Raw genomic sequence first — 20,332 nt, forward strand, 5'->3', positions numbered from 1 at the left:
GGCTCGACCCATGCGACTCCGACTTCCCCGGTGGGCCGCGGTCACCGCCGTCCTCGCCGTCCTCGCGGGTGCCGGCACCTGGACCGCCGTCGCCTCCGACGAACCGCCGCCCGTGCACCGCGCGGACCGGGCGCTCGACCTCGACGGCACACGGCTCGACACCTCGTACTTCACGAGCGGCGGAGGAGAACGGCGCCCCGCCGTCCTCCTCGGCCACGGCTTCGGCGGCTCCAAGGACGACGTCCGCGCCCAGGCCGAACAGCTCGCCCGCGACGGCTACGCCGTCCTCACCTGGTCCGCCCGCGGCTTCGGCGCCTCCACCGGGGAGATCGGCCTCAACGACCCCGACCACGAGGTCGCGGACGTACGGAAGCTGATCGACTGGCTCGCGGCCCGCCCCGAGGTCCTCCTCGACAAGACCGGCGACCCGCGCGTCGGCGTCACCGGCGCCTCCTACGGCGGCGCGATCTCCCTGCTCGCCGCGGGACACGACCCGCGCGTCGACGCCGTCGCCCCCCAGATCACGTACTGGAACCTCGCGGACGCCCTCTTCCCGAACGACGTCTTCAAGAAGCTCTGGGCCGGGATCTTCTTCTCCGCGGGCAACCAGCCGGGCGCCGCGAACCAGCCGGGTGGGTCGAACCCGCCGGGCGCGGCCGACCAGCCGGGCGCGCCTGCCGCACGCGCCGCATCCGGGAAGACCGACGGCTGCGGCCGCTTCACCGCCGAACTCTGCTCGCTCTACCAGCGCGTCGCCGTCAGCGGAAAGCCCGACGCCGCCGCCCGCGCGCTCCTCGAAGCCCGCAGCCCCTCCGCCGTCGGCGCCCGGATCAAGGTCCCCGCGCTCATCGTCCAGGGCCAGTCCGACTCCCTCTTCACCCTCGCCCAGTCCGATGCCATGGCCCGTACGCTCGCCGCCAACGGCGCCCCTGTCGCCGTCGACTGGATCGCCGGCGGCCACGACGGCGGAGACCGTGAGACCGAGCGCGTCGAGCGGCGGATCAGCACCTGGTTCGACCGCTGGCTCAAGCGCGACACCAGCACCGACACCGGCCCCGCCTTCCGCGTCAGCCGCACCGGCGGCGTCGACTCCACCGACGGGCAGGCCACCCTGCGCGCCGCGACCGCCGACCGCTACCCGGGCCTCACCGCCGCCACCGCGGCCACCGGGAACATCGCCCTCGCCGGTCCGCCGCAGACCTTCGCCAATCCGGCCGGTGCCGCACCGCCCGCGATCTCCGCCGTCCCCGGCCTCGGCGGCGGACTCTCCGGTCTCTCCTCCCTCGGCGTCGGCCTCTCCCTCGATTTCCCCGGCCAGTTCGCCCGCTTCGACGCGAAGCCGCAGACCGGGGCCGTCCGGATCACCGGCACCCCGACCGTCCGAATCAAGGTCACCTCCACCGCGGCCGACGGCTCGGCCGTCCTCTTCGCCAAGGTGTACGACGTCGGGCCCGACGGACGGCAGCAGGTGCTGCCCTCCCAGCTCGTCACCCCCGTCCGCGTCGAGGACGCCAAGGCCGGACGCAGCGTCACACTCACCCTGCCCGCGATCGACCACGAGGTGGAGGCCGGGCACCGGCTGCGCCTCGTCCTCGCCGCCACCGACCTCGGCTACGCCTCCCCGGCCGTCCCCGCCGCCTACACCGTCGCCGTCGAGGGCCCGCTCACCGTCCCGACCGCGCCCGGCCTCGACACCCAGGCCGCCGCGCTGCCCTGGTGGGTCTGGGGCCTGCCGCTCCTCGGCCTGGTCGTCGCCGCGGTCCTCCTCCTGACCGCCCGCCGCCGCACCACGGCCCCCGCACCGGACCCGGAACTCACCTCCGTACCCCTCCAGATCACCGGACTCTCGAAGAAGTACGCGGGCGGAGACCGGTACAGCGTCAGGGACCTCTCCTTCCGCGTCGAACAGGGCCAGGTCCTCGGACTCCTCGGCCCGAACGGCGCCGGCAAGACCACCACCCTGCGCATGCTCATGGGCCTCATCCGGCCCGACGAGGGCGAGATCCGGGTCTTCGGCCAGGCCATCCGCCCCGGCGCCCCGGTCCTCTCCCGGGTCGGCTCCTTCGTCGAGGGCGCCGGCTTCCTGCCGCACCTCTCCGGCCGGGAGAACCTGGAGCTGTACTGGAAGGCCACCGGCCGGCCCGCCGAGGACGCCCATGTCGACGACGCCCTGCGGATCGCGAACCTGGGCAGCGCCCTCGAACGCGCCGTGCGGACCTACTCGCAGGGCATGCGGCAGCGCCTCGCCATCGCCCAGGCCATGCTCGGCCTGCCGGACCTGCTCATCCTCGACGAGCCGACCAACGGCCTCGACCCGCCGCAGATCCGCGAGATGCGGGAGGTGATGATCCGGTACGCGGCCGAGGGCCGGACCGTCATCGTCTCCAGTCACCTCCTCGCGGAGGTCGAGCAGTCCTGTACGCACCTCGTCGTCATGGACCGGGGACAGCTCGTCCAGGCCGGACCGGTCGCCGAGATCACCGGCTCCGGCGACACCCTGCTCGTGACCCTGGCCGGCGAGGTCGACGACCCGCTCGTCGAGAAGATCGGCGCCCTCCCGGGCGTCGGCTCCGCCGCCCGCGCCGACGGCGGGCTCCTCGTCCGCCTCGACGGCGCGGACGCGACCGCCCTCATCGGCGAGCTCGTCCGCCTGGACGTACCGCTGACGGGGGTCGGACCGCACCGGCGCCTCGAAGACGCCTTCCTGACCCTGATCGGAGGAGGAACCGCATGAGCACCACCAGCACCCTCACGGGCGCGGCGGACTCCGCCCCCGGCTACCGGGCCGGACGCACCCTGCCGCTGCGCGTCGAAGCCCTGCGCCAGTGGAAGCGGCGCCGCACCCTGATCATGGGCGGGATCCTCGTCGCCCTCCCCTTCGTCCTGATCGCCGCCTTCGCGATCGGCGGCGCCGGGGACGGTGACCGCAACGGCCGGATCACCCTCATGGACACGGCGACGGCCTCCGGCGCCAACTTCGCCGCGACCTGCCTCTTCGTCTCAGCCGGCTTCCTCCTCGTCATCCCCGTCGCGCTCTTCTGCGGCGACACCGTCGCCTCCGAGGCGAGCTGGTCCTCGCTGCGCTACCTCCTGGCCGCGCCCGTGCCCCGCTCCCGGCTCCTCGCCTCGAAGCTGGCCGTGGCCCTCGGCTACAGCGCGGCCGCGATGGTCCTCCTGCCGCTCGTGGCCCTCGCCGCGGGCACGGTCGCCTACGGCTGGGGGCCGCTCCAGCTGCCGACCGGCGGCTCCGTGCCCGCCATGGACGCGGTCCTGCGCATCGGCATCGCCGTCGCGTTCGTCTTCGTCTCCCAACTGGTCACCGCCGGGCTCGCCTTCTGGCTCTCCACCCGCACCGACGCGCCGCTCGGCGCGGTGGGCGGCGCCGTCGGCCTGACCATCGTCGGCAACGTCCTGGACGCCGTCACGGCGCTCGGCGACTGGCGCGACTTCCTGCCCGCGCACTGGCAGTTCGCCTGGATCGACGCGCTCCAGCCGCAGCTGGAGTGGGGCGGCATGGTCAAGGGAGCGGCGATCTCCGTGACGTACGCCGTGGTGCTCTTCGCCCTCGCCTTCCGCGGCTTCGCCCGCAAGGACGTCGTCTCGTAGCAGCCGCTACACCCACCCCCTCCGAGCCGCTTCCGCGCCCGCGCGGAAGCGGCTCGTCGTGCCGAGGGAGGCCATCAGCTCGCCCACTCTGCGGCTGTACGTCCGCGCCGACATGCCGAGCCGGGCCGCCGCGGCCTCGTCCGTCAGCCCCGACAGGAGCGCGTCCAGGACCGGCCGCAACTGCGGCGCGAGATCCCGCGGCGGGGGAGGCGGCGGTACGTAGGTCAGCTCCTCGGCCGCCGCCCAGCAGGCGTGGTGCGCCCGGACGAGGGCCTGCACCACCACCGGGTCGCGGATCAGCAGCAGGCCGTTGTACAGCAGTTCCAGGTCGAGCGGGACCGCCGCCACCGTCCGGTCCACGACGATCATCTTGAACGGGATCGCGTCCGCGAACCGGGCCCGGCCGGGCACCCCGAGCCCGCTCTCCAGCCGGGGCAGGGCATGGCGCGGCACGATCCGCCGGACCTCGTCGGCCCGCTCCGCCGCGGCCCGCATGCACGCTCCCGCCAGCTCCAGGAACGGCCCGGGGATCGCGCAGCCCGCGGAGGCGACGGGGTCGTCGAAGGTCAGCAGCTCGTGCCGGGTGGAAGCGGCCAGCCCGGCGAGCGCGGCACTGATGCGCCGCGCGCCCCGGACCGGGCGCCCCGCGGGCCGCTGTCCCTCGGTCGCGGCCCGGTTCATCGCCGAACGGGCGAGCATCACGGAGCCCGCGCTCTCTGCCACCGCTGACCACCCCCGCCCGATCGATGTCCACTCCATGTACGCATGCGACTGCACACGGTGACAACCCCTGTTGAAAAGGATGGCGAATCCATGCCACCCTCGTCCGCCCGGGGCGCCGTTGTCACATCGAGATCCATCCGCAACTCATCCGACTGCTCCTTCCGGGCCCTTCGTTCGTCACATTCACAAGTGCCGCACGAAGAGGGGGAGATGACATGAGTCGACAGGAAGCGGTGGCGCAGGGGCGCCGCCGGGCCCGGTTCGGGGCCACGATCGCCGGACTGCTCGCCGTCGGACTGGCCGTCGGGGGCTGTGGCGCCTCGGGCGAGTCCCGTGACGCCTCGCACGCCGAGAAGGGCCGCACCGCACCGGGCACCTCCGGCGGCGGAGGTGCCACGAAGCCCGGGTACGCCGCCCCCGGAACGGCGACCCCGGGGGCCGACGCGCCGGCGCCCGAGGAGGGCGAGCAGCGCACCAGGCCGCCCGCCCCCGACTACCTCTCGACCTTCGCGCTGGACGTGGACACCGCCTCGTACGGCTACGCCCGCCGCACCCTCGCCGAGGGCCGGCTGCCCGAGCCGTCGACCGTGCGGCCGGAGGAGTTCGTCAACAGCTTCCGCCCCGACTACCCGCGTCCGGCGGACAACGGCTTCGGTGTGAGCCTCGACGGCGCCCGCACCGGCCGGGACGGCTGGTCCCTGGTCCGGGTGGGGCTCGCCACCCGCGGCGCGGACCGGAGCGGCGAACGCCCGCCCGCCGCCCTCACCTTCGTCGTCGACGTCTCCGGCTCGATGGACGAGCCCGGGCGCCTCGACCTGGTCAAGGAGTCCCTCGGGCTGCTCGCCGACGAGCTCCGCGACGACGACTCGATGGCCCTCGTCACCTTCAGCGACGAGGCGGAGACCCGGCTGCCCATGACCCGCGTCGGCGAGGCCCGGGGCCGGATCCGCGAGGTCGTGGAGTCCCTGGCGACGGCCTCGTCCACCAATGTCGAGGCCGGTGTCCGCACCGGTTACGACGTCGCCGTCGAAGGCCGCCGCGAGGGTGCCACCAACCGGGTCGTGCTGCTCTCCGACGCCCTCGCCAACACCGGCGAGACCGACGCGGACGGGATCCTCCGCCGCATCGAGGAGGAGCGCAGGGCCCACGGGATCACGCTCTTCGGCGTCGGGGTGGGCAGCGAGTACGGCGACGAGTTCATGGAGACCCTCGCCGACAAGGGCGACGGCCACACGACGTACGTCTCCACCTCCGAGCAGGCCCGGAAGGTCTTCGTCGACCAGCTGCCCGCCCACGTCGAGCTGCGCGCCCGCGACGCCAAGGCGCAGGTCGCCTTCGACCGGGGGACCGTCGAGAAGTTCCGGCTGATCGGCTACGAGAACCGGGAGGTCGCCGACGGGGACTTCCGGAACGACGGGGTGGACGGCGGTGAGGTCGGCGCCGGTCACACCGTCACCGCGCTGTACGCGGTGAAGACCCGGCCGGGGGCGACGGGCCGGGTCGCCACCGCCACGGTCCGCTGGCTCGACCCGCAGACCCGGAAGCCGAGCGAGCGGTCCGGCACGGTCGCGGTCGAGGCCCTCGGCGCGGGGCTGTGGGACGGCGGCCACGACAGTCTCCAACTGACGGCGATCACCGCCTACTTCGCGGACGCGCTGCGCGGCGGCGACCTGCCGGGCGACCCGGGTCTCGGGGTGCTCGCGCAGCGGGCGGAGGACATCGCGGGACGCTCGGGATCGGCGGTGGTCACGGAGCTCGCCGAGGCGGTCCGGCAGGCGGAACGGCTGCTCGGGGCGGCTGCTGAGCCGGGCGAAGGAGCCTCCCGCGAGGGAGAGTTGAGGTCGGGTGACCCGTACAGCTGACGCACGGGGCGGGTGGCGGGCCAGAATGGCCGCATGGCCACCCTGCTGCTCGCCCTCGCCGTCGGTTGCACCGGGCTCTACGCCGGTTTCATGCTGATCTTCCAGACCGGGATCATGCCTGCCCTCGCCCGGCTCACGGACGCCGAGTTCGTCACGGCGATGCGCCGGATCAACGAATGCGTCCCCCGGGCCGTGTTCCTGCTCGTCTTCTTCGGCGTCGTCGCGTTCCCCGTCGCCGCCTTCCTCGTCCCCGTCGACGGACGCACGGACACGCAGAAGTGGCTCGTGCTCGCGGGGCTCGTCTGCGCGGCCCTCAACCACCTGGTCACCGTCGCGGGGAACGTCCCGCTGAACGTGGCGCTCGCCGCGTCGGAGCGCCCGGGCGGGGGCGCCGACGAGGACCCCTCGGCGGTGCGGGCCGCCTTCGAGAAGCGGTGGAACGGATTCCACCTGGTCCGTACGGCGCTGATCGTCGTCGCGTTCGGGCTGCTCACCGCCGCCGCCGCCCTCTGAACCGTACCTGCTGGCCGGTTTCTGGCGCGAAATAGCGGTTGAGGACCCCTCTGGCATCCGCAACTTCTCTTCGAAAGCGTACCCCCGAGTCCTGAAACAGTCCTTCGGGGGGTAAAGGTCTAAGCCAGTGACGAAATCCTGACGCCGGAATATCCCCTCAAATGGGGTGAAGCACCCCGATATCACGGGTCAGGTTTCCGTACCCTACGGTTTCTTATTGACATGCCTACGGGGGTCTTTTCTAATCAACGAGAGTCATCCCGCGCGCAGACACCGCACAGGCACTGAGGGGGCAAGGTGGACGTCCGGATCCTGGGGGGACTGTCGGTTCGGGAGAACGGCGTGTCCATCACCCCGACGGCAGCCGCCCCGAGGCAGCTGCTCGCCCTGCTCACCGCCAGCGCCGACCAGGTCGTCCCCGTGACGGTCCTGACCGAGGAGCTCTGGCCCTCGGGCGCCCCGCGCGGCGCCCGGGCCGAACTCCAGTCCCACATAACGGAGCTGCGAAGACTCATCGCGTCCGCGCTGACCCGCGACGACGGCCCGGCCGAAACCCGACCGGGCTGGTCCGACCGGCGCACCGCCGACTCGGTCCTCGTCTCGCAGCCCGGCGGCTACCGCCTCGACACCGGCGGCGGCGTCCACGACGTCTGGCAGTTCGAGCGCGCCGCGGGCGCCGGCTACCGGGCCATGGACGCGGGCGATCTCACGCGCGCCGCACTCCGCCTCGGCGAGGCCCTCGCCCTGTGGCGCGGCGAGCCCTACGCCGGCGTCGCGGCCGGCCCCCGGCTCCGCCGCGAGATCGAGCGCCTCGAAGCGTCCCGCCTGAGCGTCCTCGACCAGTGGATCGAGGCCCAGCTCGGCCTCGGCCACCACGCCGAGCTGGTCTCCGAGCTCTCCGGACTCGTCGCCCGCTACCGCACCAACGAACCCCTCCACGCCCACTACCTGGTCGCACTGCTGCGCTGCGGCCACCACGACGAGGCCCTCACCGCGTACGAGCGGCTGAAGGCGGCCCTCGCCGGGGAGAGCGGCTGTGAACCCTCCGCGCGCCTGCGCCGGCTCCACCGCTCGGTCCTGACCCTGCGGAACACCGTGGGGCGGTCCGTCTTCGACACCCACGCGCCCGCCTGGGCGTCCACCCGGACGGCCGTGCACGCGCCCGTCCACGTACCCGCCCAGTACACCCCCGTACGGCCCCGTCCCGTCCCCGTGGGATCGCTCGTCTGAGGGAACGCGCGATTCCGGGAACGAAGTACGTCAGGTCGCCGTTGTGGACGTGCGGCGGGACGATGTCGACGGACTCCCGAAGCCGGACCAGCTTCGGTGGACAGGACGATCCCGTCGACCTCCTGTCGACATGACTTGTTTCGCTCTACTACGGGGGTGGAGGCCATGACCTCGCACGGCGCGGACGCGTCCGGCGGTGCCGACGCGCTGCTCGCGGTCCTCGAACTGCTCGCCGGACAGGCTCCGTCCGCACATTTCGAGACCCTCCTCGACGAAGCCCGGCTGGCCGGCCTCTCCGGCGAGGGACTCGACCAGCTGGAGCGGGCCGTGAAACTCGCCGGCGAGGTCCGCACCGGACGCGAGGACGACGCGCGCCGCGAGGCCGGACTCACCGCCCTCACCGACACCGCGCGCGACCTGACCTTCTCCTACGACCTCGACAGCCTGCTCCGCGTCATCACCCGCCGCGCCCGCCGGCTCCTCGGCCTCGACATGGCGTTCGTGACCCTGCGCGGTCCGCACGGCAGCTGCTACGTCCACACCACCGAGGGTGCCCGCACCGGACCCGACAGCCCCGCCAGGACGGCCGGACCACGCCTCGCCCCCGGCTTCCGGATCAGCGAGGGGTACGGACTCGGCGGCGCCGTCCAGCTCCACGGCGAGCCCGTCTGGACCGCCGACTACCTCGCCGACGAGCGCTTCGCCCCCTCGGGCTCGCTCGACGCGGGCGTCCACGCCCCGGCCTTCGACGAGGCCGCCGAGGCCGCCGTCCGCGGCGAGGGGCTGCACGCCATCATGGCCGCCCCGCTGCGCAGCGGCGACGCCGTGATCGGCGTGCTGTACGGGGCGGACCGACGCGTCCGCGACCACACCTCCGAGGAGCTCGGCCTCCTCGCCGCGCTCGCCGACCTCGCGGCCCTCGCCGTCGAGAAGGCCGGACTCCTCGACCGCACCCGCGCCGAGGTCTCCGAACTGGAGCGGGACAGCTCCCGCGTACGGACCAGCCTCACCCGGATGCGGCACGTCAGCGAGGCCCACAGCCGCATCATGAACCTCGTCCTGGCCGGCGGCGACCTGGGAAACGTGGCCAAGGCGGCGGGGGACGCCCTCGACGCGACCGTACTCATCCGCGACCAGGGCGGCCGCGCCCTCGCCGGCGGTGACATCCCCGGCCTCGACGAGGAGGCCGTCGCCAAGGCCTCGCTCGACGCGCACGCCCGCCGCCGCCCGGTCCTCGCCGACGACGACACCTGGGTCGCGCCCGTCATCGCCGGCTCCGAGGACCTCGGCGGACTCGTGATCCGCGCCGCCAGCGGACTCACCGGCGAGGACGAGCGGCTCCTCGAACTCGCCGCCCAGTCCGTCGCCTTCCTCCTCCTGATGCGGCGCTCCACGGCCGTCGCCGAGGGGCCCGTCCGCGACGAGCTCCTCGACGACCTCATCGCCGACCCGCCGCACGCGCCGCAGCAGATCGCGCAGCGGGCCCGCCGCCTCGGCGTCGACCTGCGCAGACCGCACGTCCTCGTGCTCGCCAGACCCGAGGGCGGTGAGCAGGGCCGGGCCGTCGTGTGGGCGTCCTCGTACGCGTACCGCCTCTCCGGCCTCAAGACCGTGCAGGGCGGCTGCATCGTGCTGCTGCTCCCCGGCATCGACGCCTCCGCCGCCGCCAAGGCCGTCGCCGCCGAACTGTCCCCGCTGCTCGGCCACCCCGTCTCCGTCGCCGCCGCCGGACCCGCCACGAGCCCGGACGGCGTCGGCCGGATGCACCTGGAGGCCGGGCGCTGCCTCGACGCCATGAGCGCCCTCGGCGGCACCGGTTCGGCCGCCTCCGTGAACGACCTGGGCTTCCTCGGCCTGCTGCTCTCCGACGACCACGACGTGGACGGCTTCGTCGAGGGCGCGATCGGGCCCGTACTCGACTACGACGCCGAGCGGTTCACCGACCTGACGCGCACCCTGGAGGCGTACTTCGCCTCCGGCGGCAGCCCGACCAACGCGGCCGAGGCGCTGCACGTCCACCCCAACACGGTCTCGCGCCGCCTGGAGCGGATCGGCGAACTCCTCGGACCGGAGTGGCAGAAGCCGGGCCAGGTCCTGGAGGTCCAGCTCGCCCTGCGCCTCCAGCGCACCCGCGAGGTCCTCGCCCGGGGCCGGGCCGCCACCGACCCGACCCGCCCGGCCGCCCCCTAGGGCCTGTCCGACGGATCATGGCCGGGGCCGCGGCCCTGATCCGTCGGACAGGCCCTAGAGGGTGTCCTGCCGATCAGGCCGGGCGGGATGACGTGCGGTCAGCCGGCCGAGCGCCTCGACGCGTACCCGGAGTCGTAGGCCGCCTCCCACTCCGAGGAGGCCAGGAGCGTCGCCGCGTGGGCCGCCGAGGCCAGCGTGATGTGGCGGTGCCAGCCGCGGAACGAACGGCCCACGAAGTCCCGCAGCCCCGCCCCCTCGCCGACCTCCACGAAGTCCCGCTCCACCCGGCGCGCGAGCTTGGTCAGACGCAGCAGGGAGCCGACGGGGGAGTGGGTCAGATCGCTGATCCACACCCGGGCCGGAGCCCGCCGCGGGTCGTCCCACTCGCCGAGCAGCACCAGCGGCCGCATCCGCTCCCCGCCCGGCGTGGGCAGCGCGACCCGCACGGCCGTGGCGAGCGAGGTCCGCGAGGTCCGCACACCGGCCACCGTGTCCACCCAGCTCACCGGCCTGCGCAGGCCCTTGAGCGACTCCAGGATCTGCACCGCCGACAGCGGCCCCGCGCCGAAGCCCGGCAGCGATCGGTCCGCTATCGCCAGCCGCGAGCCCGGACCGATCCGCGCCACGACCGGCACCCCGGCCCCGGCGAGCCGGGTGAGCGCCGCACGGCCCGCGCCGCCGCGGATGTCGAGCAGCACCGGCTTGCGGGTGACGTCCGTCCAGCGGGCGGTGTCGAGCGCCGCGGCGACCGCGCACTCCTCCAGCGTCTCCTCGCCGGCCTCCTGGGGAACCTCCGCGCGGTCGCGCCGCGTGCGGTCGTTGACCCACGGGTCCGGCAGGAACAGCCGCCAGTTGACCGGGACGCTCAGCTCGTCGCTCGCGAACCACACCCCGAACGCCTGCTGGCCGTGGAAGACCTGACCGCGCTCCGGGTCGAAACGCCGGTCCACGCCCACCGAGTGCTCCCCGGCCTTCGGGATCGGCATCGGCCGGACCACCCAGGCCTGCGGGCAGCTGTTCCGCTCCAGGAACCGGGCGAGCGCGGCCCGCATGGGCTGCCAGTCCCAGGTGGAGCTGGAGACGAAGTGGTGCAGGCTCTGCTCGGCGGCAGGGCCGCCTATCTGCGCGGCGATGTTCCGGATCGACTTGCGGCCCTGCGCGGTCAGAAGGCCGTACAGGTACTGCTCGGCCTTCAGGCGCTGGTCGCGGCGCGGGAAGCCGGAGAAGAGCGCGGAACACAGCTCGGCGTAGGCCTCCTCGCCCGCGCCGGACGCACCGACGGACGTGGCGACACTCAGGGGAACCGTCAAGGACGAGACGGCCCCGGTGGTGGCCCTGCGCTTGGTGGATGTACTCACGACACTCCTGCCCGAAGGTTGCGCAGCTCCCTCCCGCTGCTCCACCACCGTCGCCCGTGCCCGCCTCCCGCGACGAGGTGTACCCGGCACCCGAATCGGCCGCCGAATGGTGGCCGGACCACCTCCCCCTACATCACCCCAGGTCACGGCGGCCTCCACGGCCCGACCCCAGACCTCCGGACGGTCTTCCGGAATACCCCGAGGGGGGATCTGACAGACTCACAGGCCTCGCTTTGACCCGTCGCAGGGAGTGGCCGGACCATCGCAGAGCGAGGCTGCACGGGCCGGCTCCCGGTTAATGCCCCAGGCCGGGAACCGCGCCTGTGCGCCTCGCACTCAGGCGTCCGTCGCGTCACGCACCCGTACCCGTACGCTTCGGGGCATGGGAACGCGCGGGGAGCTACGGGTCGTCGGGGCCGTCGCCGCCGGCGGGGCCCTCGGCGCGACCGCCCGCTACGGCGCCGCGCTCCTCTGGCCGACCCCGGTCCACGCCTTCCCCTGGACGACCCTCACGGTGAACGCCGCCGGCTGCGCCGCACTCGGCGTCCTCATGGTGCTGCTCACCGAGACCCGCATCCGCGTGGCTCCCCATCCGCTGCTCCGGCCGTTCCTCGGCACCGGGTTCTGCGGAGGGTTCACCACCTTCTCGACGTACGCGCTCGACACCCGGCGGCTGCTGGAGGCGGGCGACCCCGCCCGGGGCCTCCTCTATCTGGGCGCGACCCTGCTCACCGCCCTCGCCGCCGTCTGGGCGGGGGGCGCGGTCACCAGGGCGGTCGTACCGGTCCGGGTGACGCCCACGTGAACTGGCTGCTGGTCATGGCGGGCGCCGCCGTCGGCGCACCCCTGCGCTATCTCACCGACAGGGTGGCGAAGGCCCGGTTCGGCCTCGGCCTTCCCTGGGGCACGTTCGCGGTGAACGTCGTCGGCTCGTTCGTCCTCGGCCTGCTCACCGGCGTCTCCTCGGAGCGGCTGCACCTGCTGCTGGGCACCGGCCTGTGCGGCGCCCTCACCACGTACTCGACCTTCTCGTACGAGACGCTGAAGCTGTACGAGGGCGGGGCGAAGGGGTACGCGGTGCTGAACGTGGCCGGCAGCCTGGCCGCCGGACTCGGAGCCGTATGGCTGGGAGTCGAGACGGCCAGGCCGTGGTGACCGCTACGCGGTGATCCAGTCGCTGGTCGCGATCACCGGCTGGACGCCGTCACGGTGGATCGTGCCCTCGATCAGGCCGTACATCCGGTCGGCCGCGAAGTACACCTCGTTGTCGTTCTTCAGCCCGAACGGCTCCAGGTCCACGAGGAAGTGGTGCTTGTTCGGGAGGTTGAGCCGGACCTCGTTGACGGTGGAGACGTGGTCCAGGACCCGGTCGGCCATCGCGTGCAGGGTCTGCTGGAGCGAGTAGCTGTACGTCTCCGCGAACGCCTCCAGCAGGTGGCGCCGCACCTTGTCGTACGAGCGGTCCCAGTCGTGCTCCGCGTCCGCCGCCGCCGAGGCCGAGTTCGCCCAGCGGGCGGTCACCTTGGTGGCGAGGATGCGGTCGTACGCCTCCTGGAGCGTCGTGTACCTGTCCTTGATGAAGCCGTGGAACTCGGAGTTCGTCGAGTTCATCACCGTCAGCTCCTTCAGGCCCGAGAGGACCTGGAGGCCGGTGGTCCCCGAGTAGGTGATCTGCGCGGTGCGGACCTCCTGGCCCTCGCGCACGAAGGAGTGCTGCTCCTTGCGCGTCGGCACGGAGATCCGTTCCCAGGCGTACTCCTCGATCCGGATCTGCGCCTCGTGGATGACCGGCTGCGAGGTCACGAAGTGCCGGGCGAGGAGGATGCCGAAGGCCTCGGGGGAGTCGACGCCGTGCTCCTTGGCGAAGGCGTAGACCGTGTTCTTGGTGGTGTCGGTGGGCAGGCAGTTGCCGTTGTCGCCGGTCAGGTGGACGTCGCGGTACTCACCGCGCAGCGCCACCGACACGTTCAGGTCGCGGATCTCGTGCCACGCGCCGTCGTTGCCCTTGCGGGTGACCGTGACGATGCGGTTCTCGGCCTTGCCGTACTGGTTCTGGGCCAGGACGTGCTTGCTCATGTGCTGCTCAGCTCCTGCGGGTACGCGGATACGGATATCCCGTACGCCCGGCGTCCGGCGGGCCGTCGTCCCGAAGGTCCGCCCCCCGCCGTCCGGCCCGTGAACGGCGGACCGCCCCGGGACTGACGAGCATCCCGGTCCGTAGGTGGTGTCGGCACGAATGTATGCGCAGACCCGGGGACAGGCAATGGCGCCCGGCAGTGGCGACCGGTGGTCAGCGCGTGGGGAACACCTTCGTCTCCACCACCGGCAGACCCTTGGCCCACCAGTGGTCGAAGCGCCGGTAGACCAGCGGATCCCGGACCGCCAGGAACGCGCCGAGGGCCTCCGCCTCCGCGGCCAGCTCCGCCCAGACGCCCGCCGGCAGCGGCCGGAACGCCGAGGCCTCGATCCCGCCGTCGACCGGCCGCCAGACCCCGGCGACGTACCCGTCGACGAGCAGCGTCGGCAGGACGTCGCCGTTCACGCGGATCACCGCCTTGCGGTACTCGGGCGGGATGACGCGGCCGCGGTCCGCGTACGCCAGGAGGATGCTGTCCCACATGGCCATCAGCCGGGGCGGGGCGTACACGTCCCCGTCGGGCCGGGGCGCACCGGGCACGTCGTACAGGATCGTTCCTTCGGGCCCCTCCAGGACGTCGAGCCGGCCGTCGAGCGCCGCCAGGGCCCCGCGCACCCGGACCCGCTGCGTCATCGAGAACTGCGCGATGTCCGCCACCGACGCCGGCCCGAAGCCCTCCAGATAGCGCCGGACGAGCACCGCGAGACCCGCGGCGACCGCGTCCGGGTCGGTGCGCTCCGGCAGTTCGTCCGCCGTGACGAAGCACTGCGTCGCCGTGCCGTACGACCACGGCGGCCCCGTCGGGGCGTGCCACAGCGGCGCGTACTGCCGGATCATCCGCCAGGCCACGGACTCCACCGGACCGCCGCGGCCCTCTTCGAGACGGCTCAGCATCTCGGCGCCGGTCCGCGCGCGCTCGGCGTACGCGAGGAGCCCGGGCAGCAGCGCGTCGGCGTCGGCCGGTGTGAACCCGGCCGCCCTGAACCGGTGGTCGCCGAGCCGTGAACCGCGCAGCGTCGGCTCCATGCCCTCCCGGAAGGCCCGGTAGTCCTCGACGTGCACCAGGTGCAGCGTGAGCCGCATCAGCGTGGACCGCACCGCCCGGAACTCCTCCACCGCCCCGTCGAGCAGGCCCGGTTCGAAGCCCTCGACGCGGTTCCACAGCGCGACGTACGGCGAACCGGGCAGCTGCGCCTGGAGGGCGACGACCCGCCGCAGGGCCTCCTCGACGTCGACCGGGGCCCGTTCGAGGAGCAACTGGCGTGCGAGAGTGGAGCGGTTGAGGGAGCGTGTGGTGATCACCATGGCCCGATTCTCGCTCCCGCCCGACCGGAACGCGTAGCGTCGTTCTCCATGGGATCGACCACGACCACGACGACGACCGCGCCCTCGGGACACATACGGAAGCCGGAGCCGCCACCGTCCCGGTCGGCGTCTCCGGCCCCGTCCTCGTCTCCGTCCCCGTCTTCCTTCCGGTCTCGTCGCGGTGCGGTCCTCACCCTGCTCTGCTTCCTCGTCTGCTTCGGCCTCGGGATGCAGTCCTGGACGGCCCTGCGGCTCACGGGCTTCGACCTCGGGATCTTCGACCAGGCCGTCCGCGCCTACGCGCACTTCGAGCTGCCGAGGTCGCCGATCAAGAACGTGCACCACGAGTTCCCGCCCGGCTTCTCCCTGCTCGGCGACCACTTCACACCGGTGCTCGCGCTCCTCGCGCCCCTGTACTGGCTGTGGGACGACCCGCGGGTCCTCCTCTTCGCGCAGGCCGCGCTGTTCGCGGCGGGTGTGCCGGTGGTCCGGCGCATCGCCCGGCGCTGCTTCGCGGACGCCGGCCCGCTGGCCGCGCGCCGGGCCGCCGATCTCGGCGGGCTGGTGTACGCGGTGGGCTGGCCGATCCTCAACTCCTCCTTCAACGGCTTCCACGAGGTGGCCTTCGCGGTGCCGTTCACCCTCCTGATGCTGGAGCGGGGACTGGCCCGGCGGTACGGGGCGGCGGCCTGCTGGGCGCTCCTGCTGTGCGCGACGAAGGAGGACATGGGGCTGGTGGCCGGAGCGTTCGGGCTGGTCCTGGCGGTACGGGCGCACCGCGCGGGTGACCGCGGGGGCCGGGCGACGGGCCTGGCGCTGGCCCTCGCGGGCCCCTTGGTCTCCGCCGTCGTGATCACCTGGTTCCTGCCGGCGATGGGCGGACCGGAGGGCTACTACTGGTCGTACGGCAGCCTCGGCGCCGATCCGGGGGCGGCGCTGGCGCATGTCCTCACGGCCCCGTGGGTGCTGCTCCAGGTCTCCGTCACCCCCTTCGTCAAGGTCGCCATGCTGGCCTGGATCCTGGGCACCCTGGCCCTGCTTCCGCTCGGCTCGCCGACCTTCCTCCTCGCCGTGCCCCTCCTCGCGGAGCGGGTCCTCTCCGACAATCCGAACCACTGGCCGGTGATCAACCACTACGACGCGTTCCTGTGGCCGATCCTCGTCACGGCGTCCCTGGAGACCCTCGCCCGCCTCCACCGGAACCGCCGTACGGCGGCGCGGCGGTGGGCGCTCACCGCGCTCGTCCTCTCCTCGGCGGCGGCCGTCGTCCTCGGCCTCGGCCTTCTCGTGCGCCCGGACTTCTGGACGCCCAGCCCGGACAAGCGCCCGCTCGCCACGGCGGCCGAACTGATCCCGGACGGGGCGACGGTGGAGGCGGACAACACCATCGCCCCCCGTCTGACGGCCCGTACGCATGTGGTCATCGCCGACGCGACGCCACGGGGCGCGGACTGGGTGCTCCTGCGGGTGGAGAACAGGACGTTCCCCTTCGCCTCGACGGACGACCAGGCGGCGCGCGCCGCACTGCTCCTGGCCCACGGCTACACGGAGGTCCGGCGTCAGGACGGCACGGTCCTGCTCCACCGCACCACCCGGACCCCGATCCCGGGCATGCGCGTCCCCGGCCCGGACAGCACTCCGGTCCGCGAGGCCGTCCCGGAGGACGTGGGCGCGAACCTGCTGCTGCGCTGAGGACCGGGGCGGGCGCCGCGCCGTCGCCGGGAAGGCCCGTGCCCTGTACGGCGGCCCGCCGGGTGACCGGCGGGGGCTCGGCTCGTTGCCCGGTCGTCTACGACGACGACATGTGGAGGTGCGCGGTGAGCGGACGAGGGACGAGCACGACCAGGGACCTGGTCCTGGGCGACATCGGAGACGTACGGAGGGCGGTCGAGGCGCTGGGCGAAGGGGCCGCCGTGGCCCACGGCTTCGGCAACTTCTACGCGCTCACGGCCCGCGCCGACCGGGAGGTCGTCGAGCGGGTCAACCGGATGAAGGGCCGCCCGGCCGGTCAGGTCGGCAGCGTCACGACCGTCCGCGAGCACGTGGGCGCCGTCTTCGACTGGACCCGGTTGCCGTCCGAGCTCCCGCGCCGGCAGATCGAGGACCTCGTGGAGGAGCTGTTCACGCTCGGGCCGTTCGGCTTCCGGGGTCCCGCCGCGGCGCGGATCCCTCCTCATCTCTCGGCGGTCCAGGACGGCGTGCCGACCGTGCAGTTGATCGCCCCCGGCTACCGCTGCCCGTCCAACGCCTTCCTCGCCGAGGCCCTCGGCCGCACGGGCGCCGGATTCCTCTCCATCACCTCGGTGAACCGTTCCCGCTGTCTGACCGGGGCGGAGCACGAACCGGCCCACTGGCGGGCCGACGGGGTGGCCAGGGACTTCGGCCACGAGCCGGACGTGCGGATCCTCGCCCATGACGACGAGGCCGTCGCCCGCCGCCACCACCCGCACCACGTGCCGATGTCGACGACGGTGCTGTCCTTCCACCGCACCTCGGGCTTCGGCCGCTCGGGCCTGCCGGCCCTGACCCTCGAACGGCACGGTTCGCTCTCGGCCGACCACACCCGGGCCGTCGCCGCGAACCACGGTTTCGCCCTCACCGTCCCGCCGCAGGCCGAACGCAGGCTGACCGCGCGCACGTACACCGACTGACGCCGGGAGTGCTTCAGGGCTGCGCGGCGGGCGTCTCCGGTGAACCGTCGGGAGGCGTCGAGCCCTTGTGGAGCCGCTTCTCGCAGAGCAGGTACCCCGCGTGCAGGCGGTTCCGTGCGCCGAGCTCTCGGATGATCTCCGCGATGTGCCGTTGAACGGCGCGGAGGGAGAGTCCCAGGCCTTCGGAGATCCGTTTGTCGCTGATGCCGTCGACCAGTTGCTGCTCGATGGACGAGCGGATCGCGTTGGACGTGCTCTGCGTGACTTCCCTGTCGTAGCTCACGGGGAAGTCCGTGGCCACCGCCCAGGCGTGTTCGAAGGCCTGTACCGCCATGTCGACGACGCTCGGGCTCCGGGCGATCAGCGCGCCCTCCTTGCTCCCCCGCAGGGAGAGCACGGCGACCCTGCGGTCGAAGATGAGGACGCGCGGAAACCCCGCCGCCGTGGTGCGGACCGCCGCACCGCGTCGGGCCACGTGCTCCACGTACGCGATGGTGCCCTGGTCGAACTGGGCGGAGTGCTGGTAGAGCGTCCGCATGCGCACATTTCGCTGCAGGAGGCTCTCCGCCTTCGCCAGCGACTCGCGGATCAGCTCCTCCGGCCGGGGGCCTCCCGGCTGTGACGTCAGGACCTCCTCCTGGGCGTCGACCGCCAGACCGGTGATGAGGTTGCGCACCGCCGGCAGGGAGTGGATCTCCTCCAGGTCGGGAACGCCTCTCGCCCCTGCGTGCGTCTCGTAGACCGGAGTGAGCATGTCGAAGGCCGCGCTGGTCTCCGCGATGGCGTGCTGCAGCCCCTGGACCTCCTGGTAGAGCGGGCTCAGCGCGACCCGGCGCGCGGTCTCCGGGGAGACGGCGTGGAAGTGGCCGTCCTCCGAAGGGCCTTGCAGCAGACCCCAGCCGATCAGGGCGTGCACGGCCTTCTCGGCGTCGGCGGGAAGGCACCGGACTTCTGCCTGAATCTCCTGGAATGTCGCCTGCTCCCGCGCGAGGAGGCAGGCGTAGACCTGCGCGGCTCCCGCCGCAAGGGATCCCGCGGTGTCCGATCCGCCTGTTTTGATCACGAACGCACCTTACGTTCTAGGGTCGCATTTCTGCCAGCGGCAACATGATCCCTCAACTCCCTGGATCCGTGGTTTCTCCCTCGCGATAGTGGATGTCGCCGCAGGTCACGAGCCTGAGTGGCACCAGATGACAGTGGGGGAAACACATGATGAGCACCCTTTCCAGACACCTTCAGCGAGTGGCGGTTGTGGTCTCCGCGTTCGGTGTGCTGGCCCTGACCCAGGCCGACGCCTTCCTGGTCACCGGCGGCGCGCCGAGCCGCGATGTCGTCGTGACCGCGCTGGGTGACGATCTCGGCTGGGGATGACGCCGATTCCGCGGATCGGGAAATGCGCGAACGCGATTCCGCCGCGGGAATGCTCACCGCTTGTCCATTCGCAACATCATGAAAATGGGGGGTCAAGTGTCGGAACGGCACGTGGAGTTGCTGGCGATCGGAGCCGGGCCGGCAAACCTCGCACTGGCGGTAGCGCTCAGTGAATCGGCACCGTCGTGGCTGGTCGAGAGTTCACTCGTGGTCGAGCAGGCCGAGGATGTGACCTGGCAGCGCGGAATGATGATGCCGTGGGCGCGCAGCCAGGTGTCCTTCCTGAAGGATCTGGTGACGCTTCGCAATCCCACCAGTCGCTTCTCCTTCCTGAACTATCTCCATTCGGTCGGCCGTCTCGATGACTTCATCAACACGGGCACCTTCACGCCGCACCGCATGGAGATCTCCGCCTATCTCCGCTGGGTCGCGGCGGAAGTTCCGATTCCGGTCGAGTTCAACAAGAAGGCCGTCGGCATCCGCCCGGTCCGGCTGGACTCCGGCGACCTCGACGGGTGGCAGGTCACCTTCTCCGACGGTTCCGTCATCTCCTGCCGGAACCTCGTCATCGGCGGCGGCCGCGACCCGTACGTGCCGGAGGCCTTCCGGTCGCTGCCGGCCGAACGCGTCATCCACAGCACCGAGTTCTCGGAGCGCATCGGCAAGCTCGACAAGTTCGGGGCGCACCGCATCGCCGTGGTCGGCGCCGCGCAGAGCGCCGGCGAGATGCTCTGGTCGTCCTACCAGGAGTTCCCGCACGCTCGGCTGACCCTGCTCATGCGGTCGATCGGCCTGGTGGCCTACGAGGGGAGCAAGTTCACCAACGAGCTGTTCTACCCCTCGTTCGTGGACGAGTTCCACGCGTCGCGTCCGGAGGCCCGCCGCCAGATGCTCGACGAGATGTACCGCACGAACTACGGCGGCCTCGCCCCGGACCTGCTGAACAGCCTCTACCACCAGATGTACCAGGACCGGCTCACCGGCACCGAGCGCATCGACATGGTCAGCATGTCCGATGTGACGTCGACCCGCATGGACGGCGACGACGTCGTCCTCACCTACACGGACCGCCGGACCGGCAGGACCGACTCCGTGCGCTGCGACACCGTGCTGCTCGGCACGGGATTCGTCCGCTCCATGCCCCGGCACGTCCGCGACCTCGCGGACTCCCTGGGCCTCGCCGACGTCGAGGTCACCCGTGACTACCGCCTGGTGGTGCCCGGCCGGACCGCCGCAGGCTGCTACCTGCAGGGCGTCAACGAGGCCACGCACGGCATCGCCGACTCGCTCCTCAGTGTGCTGGCAAGCCGCTCCGGGGAAATCGCGGCAGACATCGTCCGGCATTACGAGAACAGCCGTGTGCCGTCCCACACGGCCTGAACTGAG

Annotated in this window: 17 protein-coding genes; 12 read left to right on the forward strand and 5 right to left on the reverse strand. The window is 72.6% G+C overall.

Features of this window, described 5'->3' with window-relative positions:
* Positions 1-10: 10 nt before the first annotated feature.
* Complete coding sequence (locus DEJ46_RS25895) at positions 11-2,734, forward strand: CocE/NonD family hydrolase (RefSeq protein WP_150270083.1); 2,724 nt, start codon at positions 11-13, stop codon at positions 2,732-2,734.
* Complete coding sequence (locus tag DEJ46_RS25900; protein WP_150270085.1) at positions 2,731-3,606, forward strand: ABC transporter permease; 876 nt, start codon at positions 2,731-2,733, stop codon at positions 3,604-3,606. Before DEJ46_RS25895 ends, DEJ46_RS25900 begins: the two co-directional genes overlap by 4 nt.
* Positions 3,607-3,612: 6 nt before the next feature.
* Here DEJ46_RS25900 and DEJ46_RS25905 read toward each other — a convergent pair whose 3' ends face one another.
* Positions 3,613-4,329 carry a helix-turn-helix transcriptional regulator gene (locus DEJ46_RS25905; protein WP_150270087.1) on the reverse strand — a complete coding sequence of 239 codons (717 nt, stop codon included), beginning with the start codon at positions 4,327-4,329 and terminating at the stop codon, positions 3,613-3,615.
* A 215-nt stretch (positions 4,330-4,544) separates the two neighbouring features.
* Here DEJ46_RS25905 and DEJ46_RS25910 point away from each other — a divergent pair, with 215 nt between their 5' ends.
* The 4 genes from DEJ46_RS25910 (at position 4,545) to DEJ46_RS25925 (ending at position 10,124) form a co-directional block, all read left to right on the forward strand.
* Positions 4,545-6,191, forward strand: a complete 1,647-nt coding sequence (locus tag DEJ46_RS25910) for a vWA domain-containing protein (protein ID WP_150270089.1) — start codon at positions 4,545-4,547, stop codon at positions 6,189-6,191.
* Between the two features lie 33 nt (positions 6,192-6,224).
* Positions 6,225-6,704: a DUF1772 domain-containing protein gene (locus DEJ46_RS25915; protein WP_150270091.1), complete on the forward strand. Its 480-nt coding sequence runs from the start codon at positions 6,225-6,227 to the stop codon at positions 6,702-6,704.
* Positions 6,705-7,046: 342 nt separating this feature from the next.
* Positions 7,047-7,934 (forward strand): AfsR/SARP family transcriptional regulator, encoded by an 888-nt coding sequence (locus DEJ46_RS25920; RefSeq protein WP_223835090.1) that lies wholly within the window; start codon positions 7,047-7,049, stop codon positions 7,932-7,934.
* Between the two features lie 165 nt (positions 7,935-8,099).
* Positions 8,100-10,124, forward strand: coding sequence for a helix-turn-helix domain-containing protein (locus DEJ46_RS25925; RefSeq protein ID WP_150270094.1), 2,025 nt, complete (start codon positions 8,100-8,102; stop codon positions 10,122-10,124).
* A gap of 98 nt (positions 10,125-10,222) precedes the next feature.
* Here DEJ46_RS25925 and DEJ46_RS25930 read toward each other — a convergent pair whose 3' ends face one another.
* Entirely contained in the window at positions 10,223-11,482 is a 1,260-nt protein-coding gene (locus DEJ46_RS25930; RefSeq protein WP_150270096.1) for a transposase, read from the reverse strand.
* A gap of 382 nt (positions 11,483-11,864) precedes the next feature.
* Here DEJ46_RS25930 and crcB (DEJ46_RS25935) point away from each other — a divergent pair, with 382 nt between their 5' ends.
* Positions 11,865-12,287, forward strand: a complete 423-nt coding sequence (crcB, locus tag DEJ46_RS25935) for a fluoride efflux transporter CrcB (RefSeq protein WP_150270097.1) — start codon at positions 11,865-11,867, stop codon at positions 12,285-12,287.
* A complete protein-coding gene (crcB, locus tag DEJ46_RS25940) occupies positions 12,284-12,637 on the forward strand; it encodes a fluoride efflux transporter CrcB (RefSeq protein ID WP_150270099.1) in 354 nt (117 codons plus the stop codon). Before crcB (DEJ46_RS25935) ends, crcB (DEJ46_RS25940) begins: the two co-directional genes overlap by 4 nt.
* Before the next feature lie 3 nt (positions 12,638-12,640).
* On the opposite strand, the gene pucL is transcribed toward crcB (DEJ46_RS25940), so the two are convergent.
* A complete protein-coding gene (gene pucL, locus DEJ46_RS25945) occupies positions 12,641-13,558 on the reverse strand; it encodes a factor-independent urate hydroxylase (RefSeq protein ID WP_150270101.1) in 918 nt (305 codons plus the stop codon).
* Between the two features lie 214 nt (positions 13,559-13,772).
* Complete coding sequence (locus tag DEJ46_RS25950; protein ID WP_150270103.1) at positions 13,773-14,924, reverse strand: winged helix DNA-binding domain-containing protein; 1,152 nt, start codon at positions 14,922-14,924, stop codon at positions 13,773-13,775.
* A gap of 48 nt (positions 14,925-14,972) precedes the next feature.
* On the opposite strand from DEJ46_RS25950, the gene DEJ46_RS25955 reads away from it, so the two are divergent.
* On the forward strand, positions 14,973-16,616 hold the full coding sequence (locus tag DEJ46_RS25955; protein WP_150270105.1) for a DUF2079 domain-containing protein: 1,644 nt from the start codon (positions 14,973-14,975) through the stop codon (positions 16,614-16,616).
* A gap of 125 nt (positions 16,617-16,741) precedes the next feature.
* Entirely contained in the window at positions 16,742-17,575 is an 834-nt protein-coding gene (locus DEJ46_RS25960; RefSeq protein ID WP_223835092.1) for an L-threonylcarbamoyladenylate synthase, read from the forward strand.
* Positions 17,576-17,588: 13 nt separating this feature from the next.
* On the opposite strand, the gene DEJ46_RS25965 is transcribed toward DEJ46_RS25960, so the two are convergent.
* Entirely contained in the window at positions 17,589-18,638 is a 1,050-nt protein-coding gene (locus DEJ46_RS25965) for a hypothetical protein (protein WP_150270107.1), read from the reverse strand.
* A gap of 179 nt (positions 18,639-18,817) precedes the next feature.
* Between DEJ46_RS25965 and DEJ46_RS40545 the strand changes: the two genes are divergently transcribed.
* Together DEJ46_RS40545 and DEJ46_RS25970 are read left to right on the forward strand one after the other, a co-directional pair.
* Positions 18,818-18,946 (forward strand): hypothetical protein, encoded by a 129-nt coding sequence (locus DEJ46_RS40545; RefSeq protein ID WP_263411759.1) that lies wholly within the window; start codon positions 18,818-18,820, stop codon positions 18,944-18,946.
* An 84-nt stretch (positions 18,947-19,030) separates the two neighbouring features.
* Positions 19,031-20,326 (forward strand): lysine N(6)-hydroxylase/L-ornithine N(5)-oxygenase family protein, encoded by a 1,296-nt coding sequence (locus DEJ46_RS25970; protein ID WP_190622886.1) that lies wholly within the window; start codon positions 19,031-19,033, stop codon positions 20,324-20,326.
* Positions 20,327-20,332 lie beyond the last annotated feature (6 nt).

This window comes from Streptomyces venezuelae, from assembly GCF_008642375.1.
GTDB classification, from domain to species: Bacteria; Actinomycetota; Actinomycetes; order Streptomycetales; family Streptomycetaceae; genus Streptomyces; species Streptomyces venezuelae_G.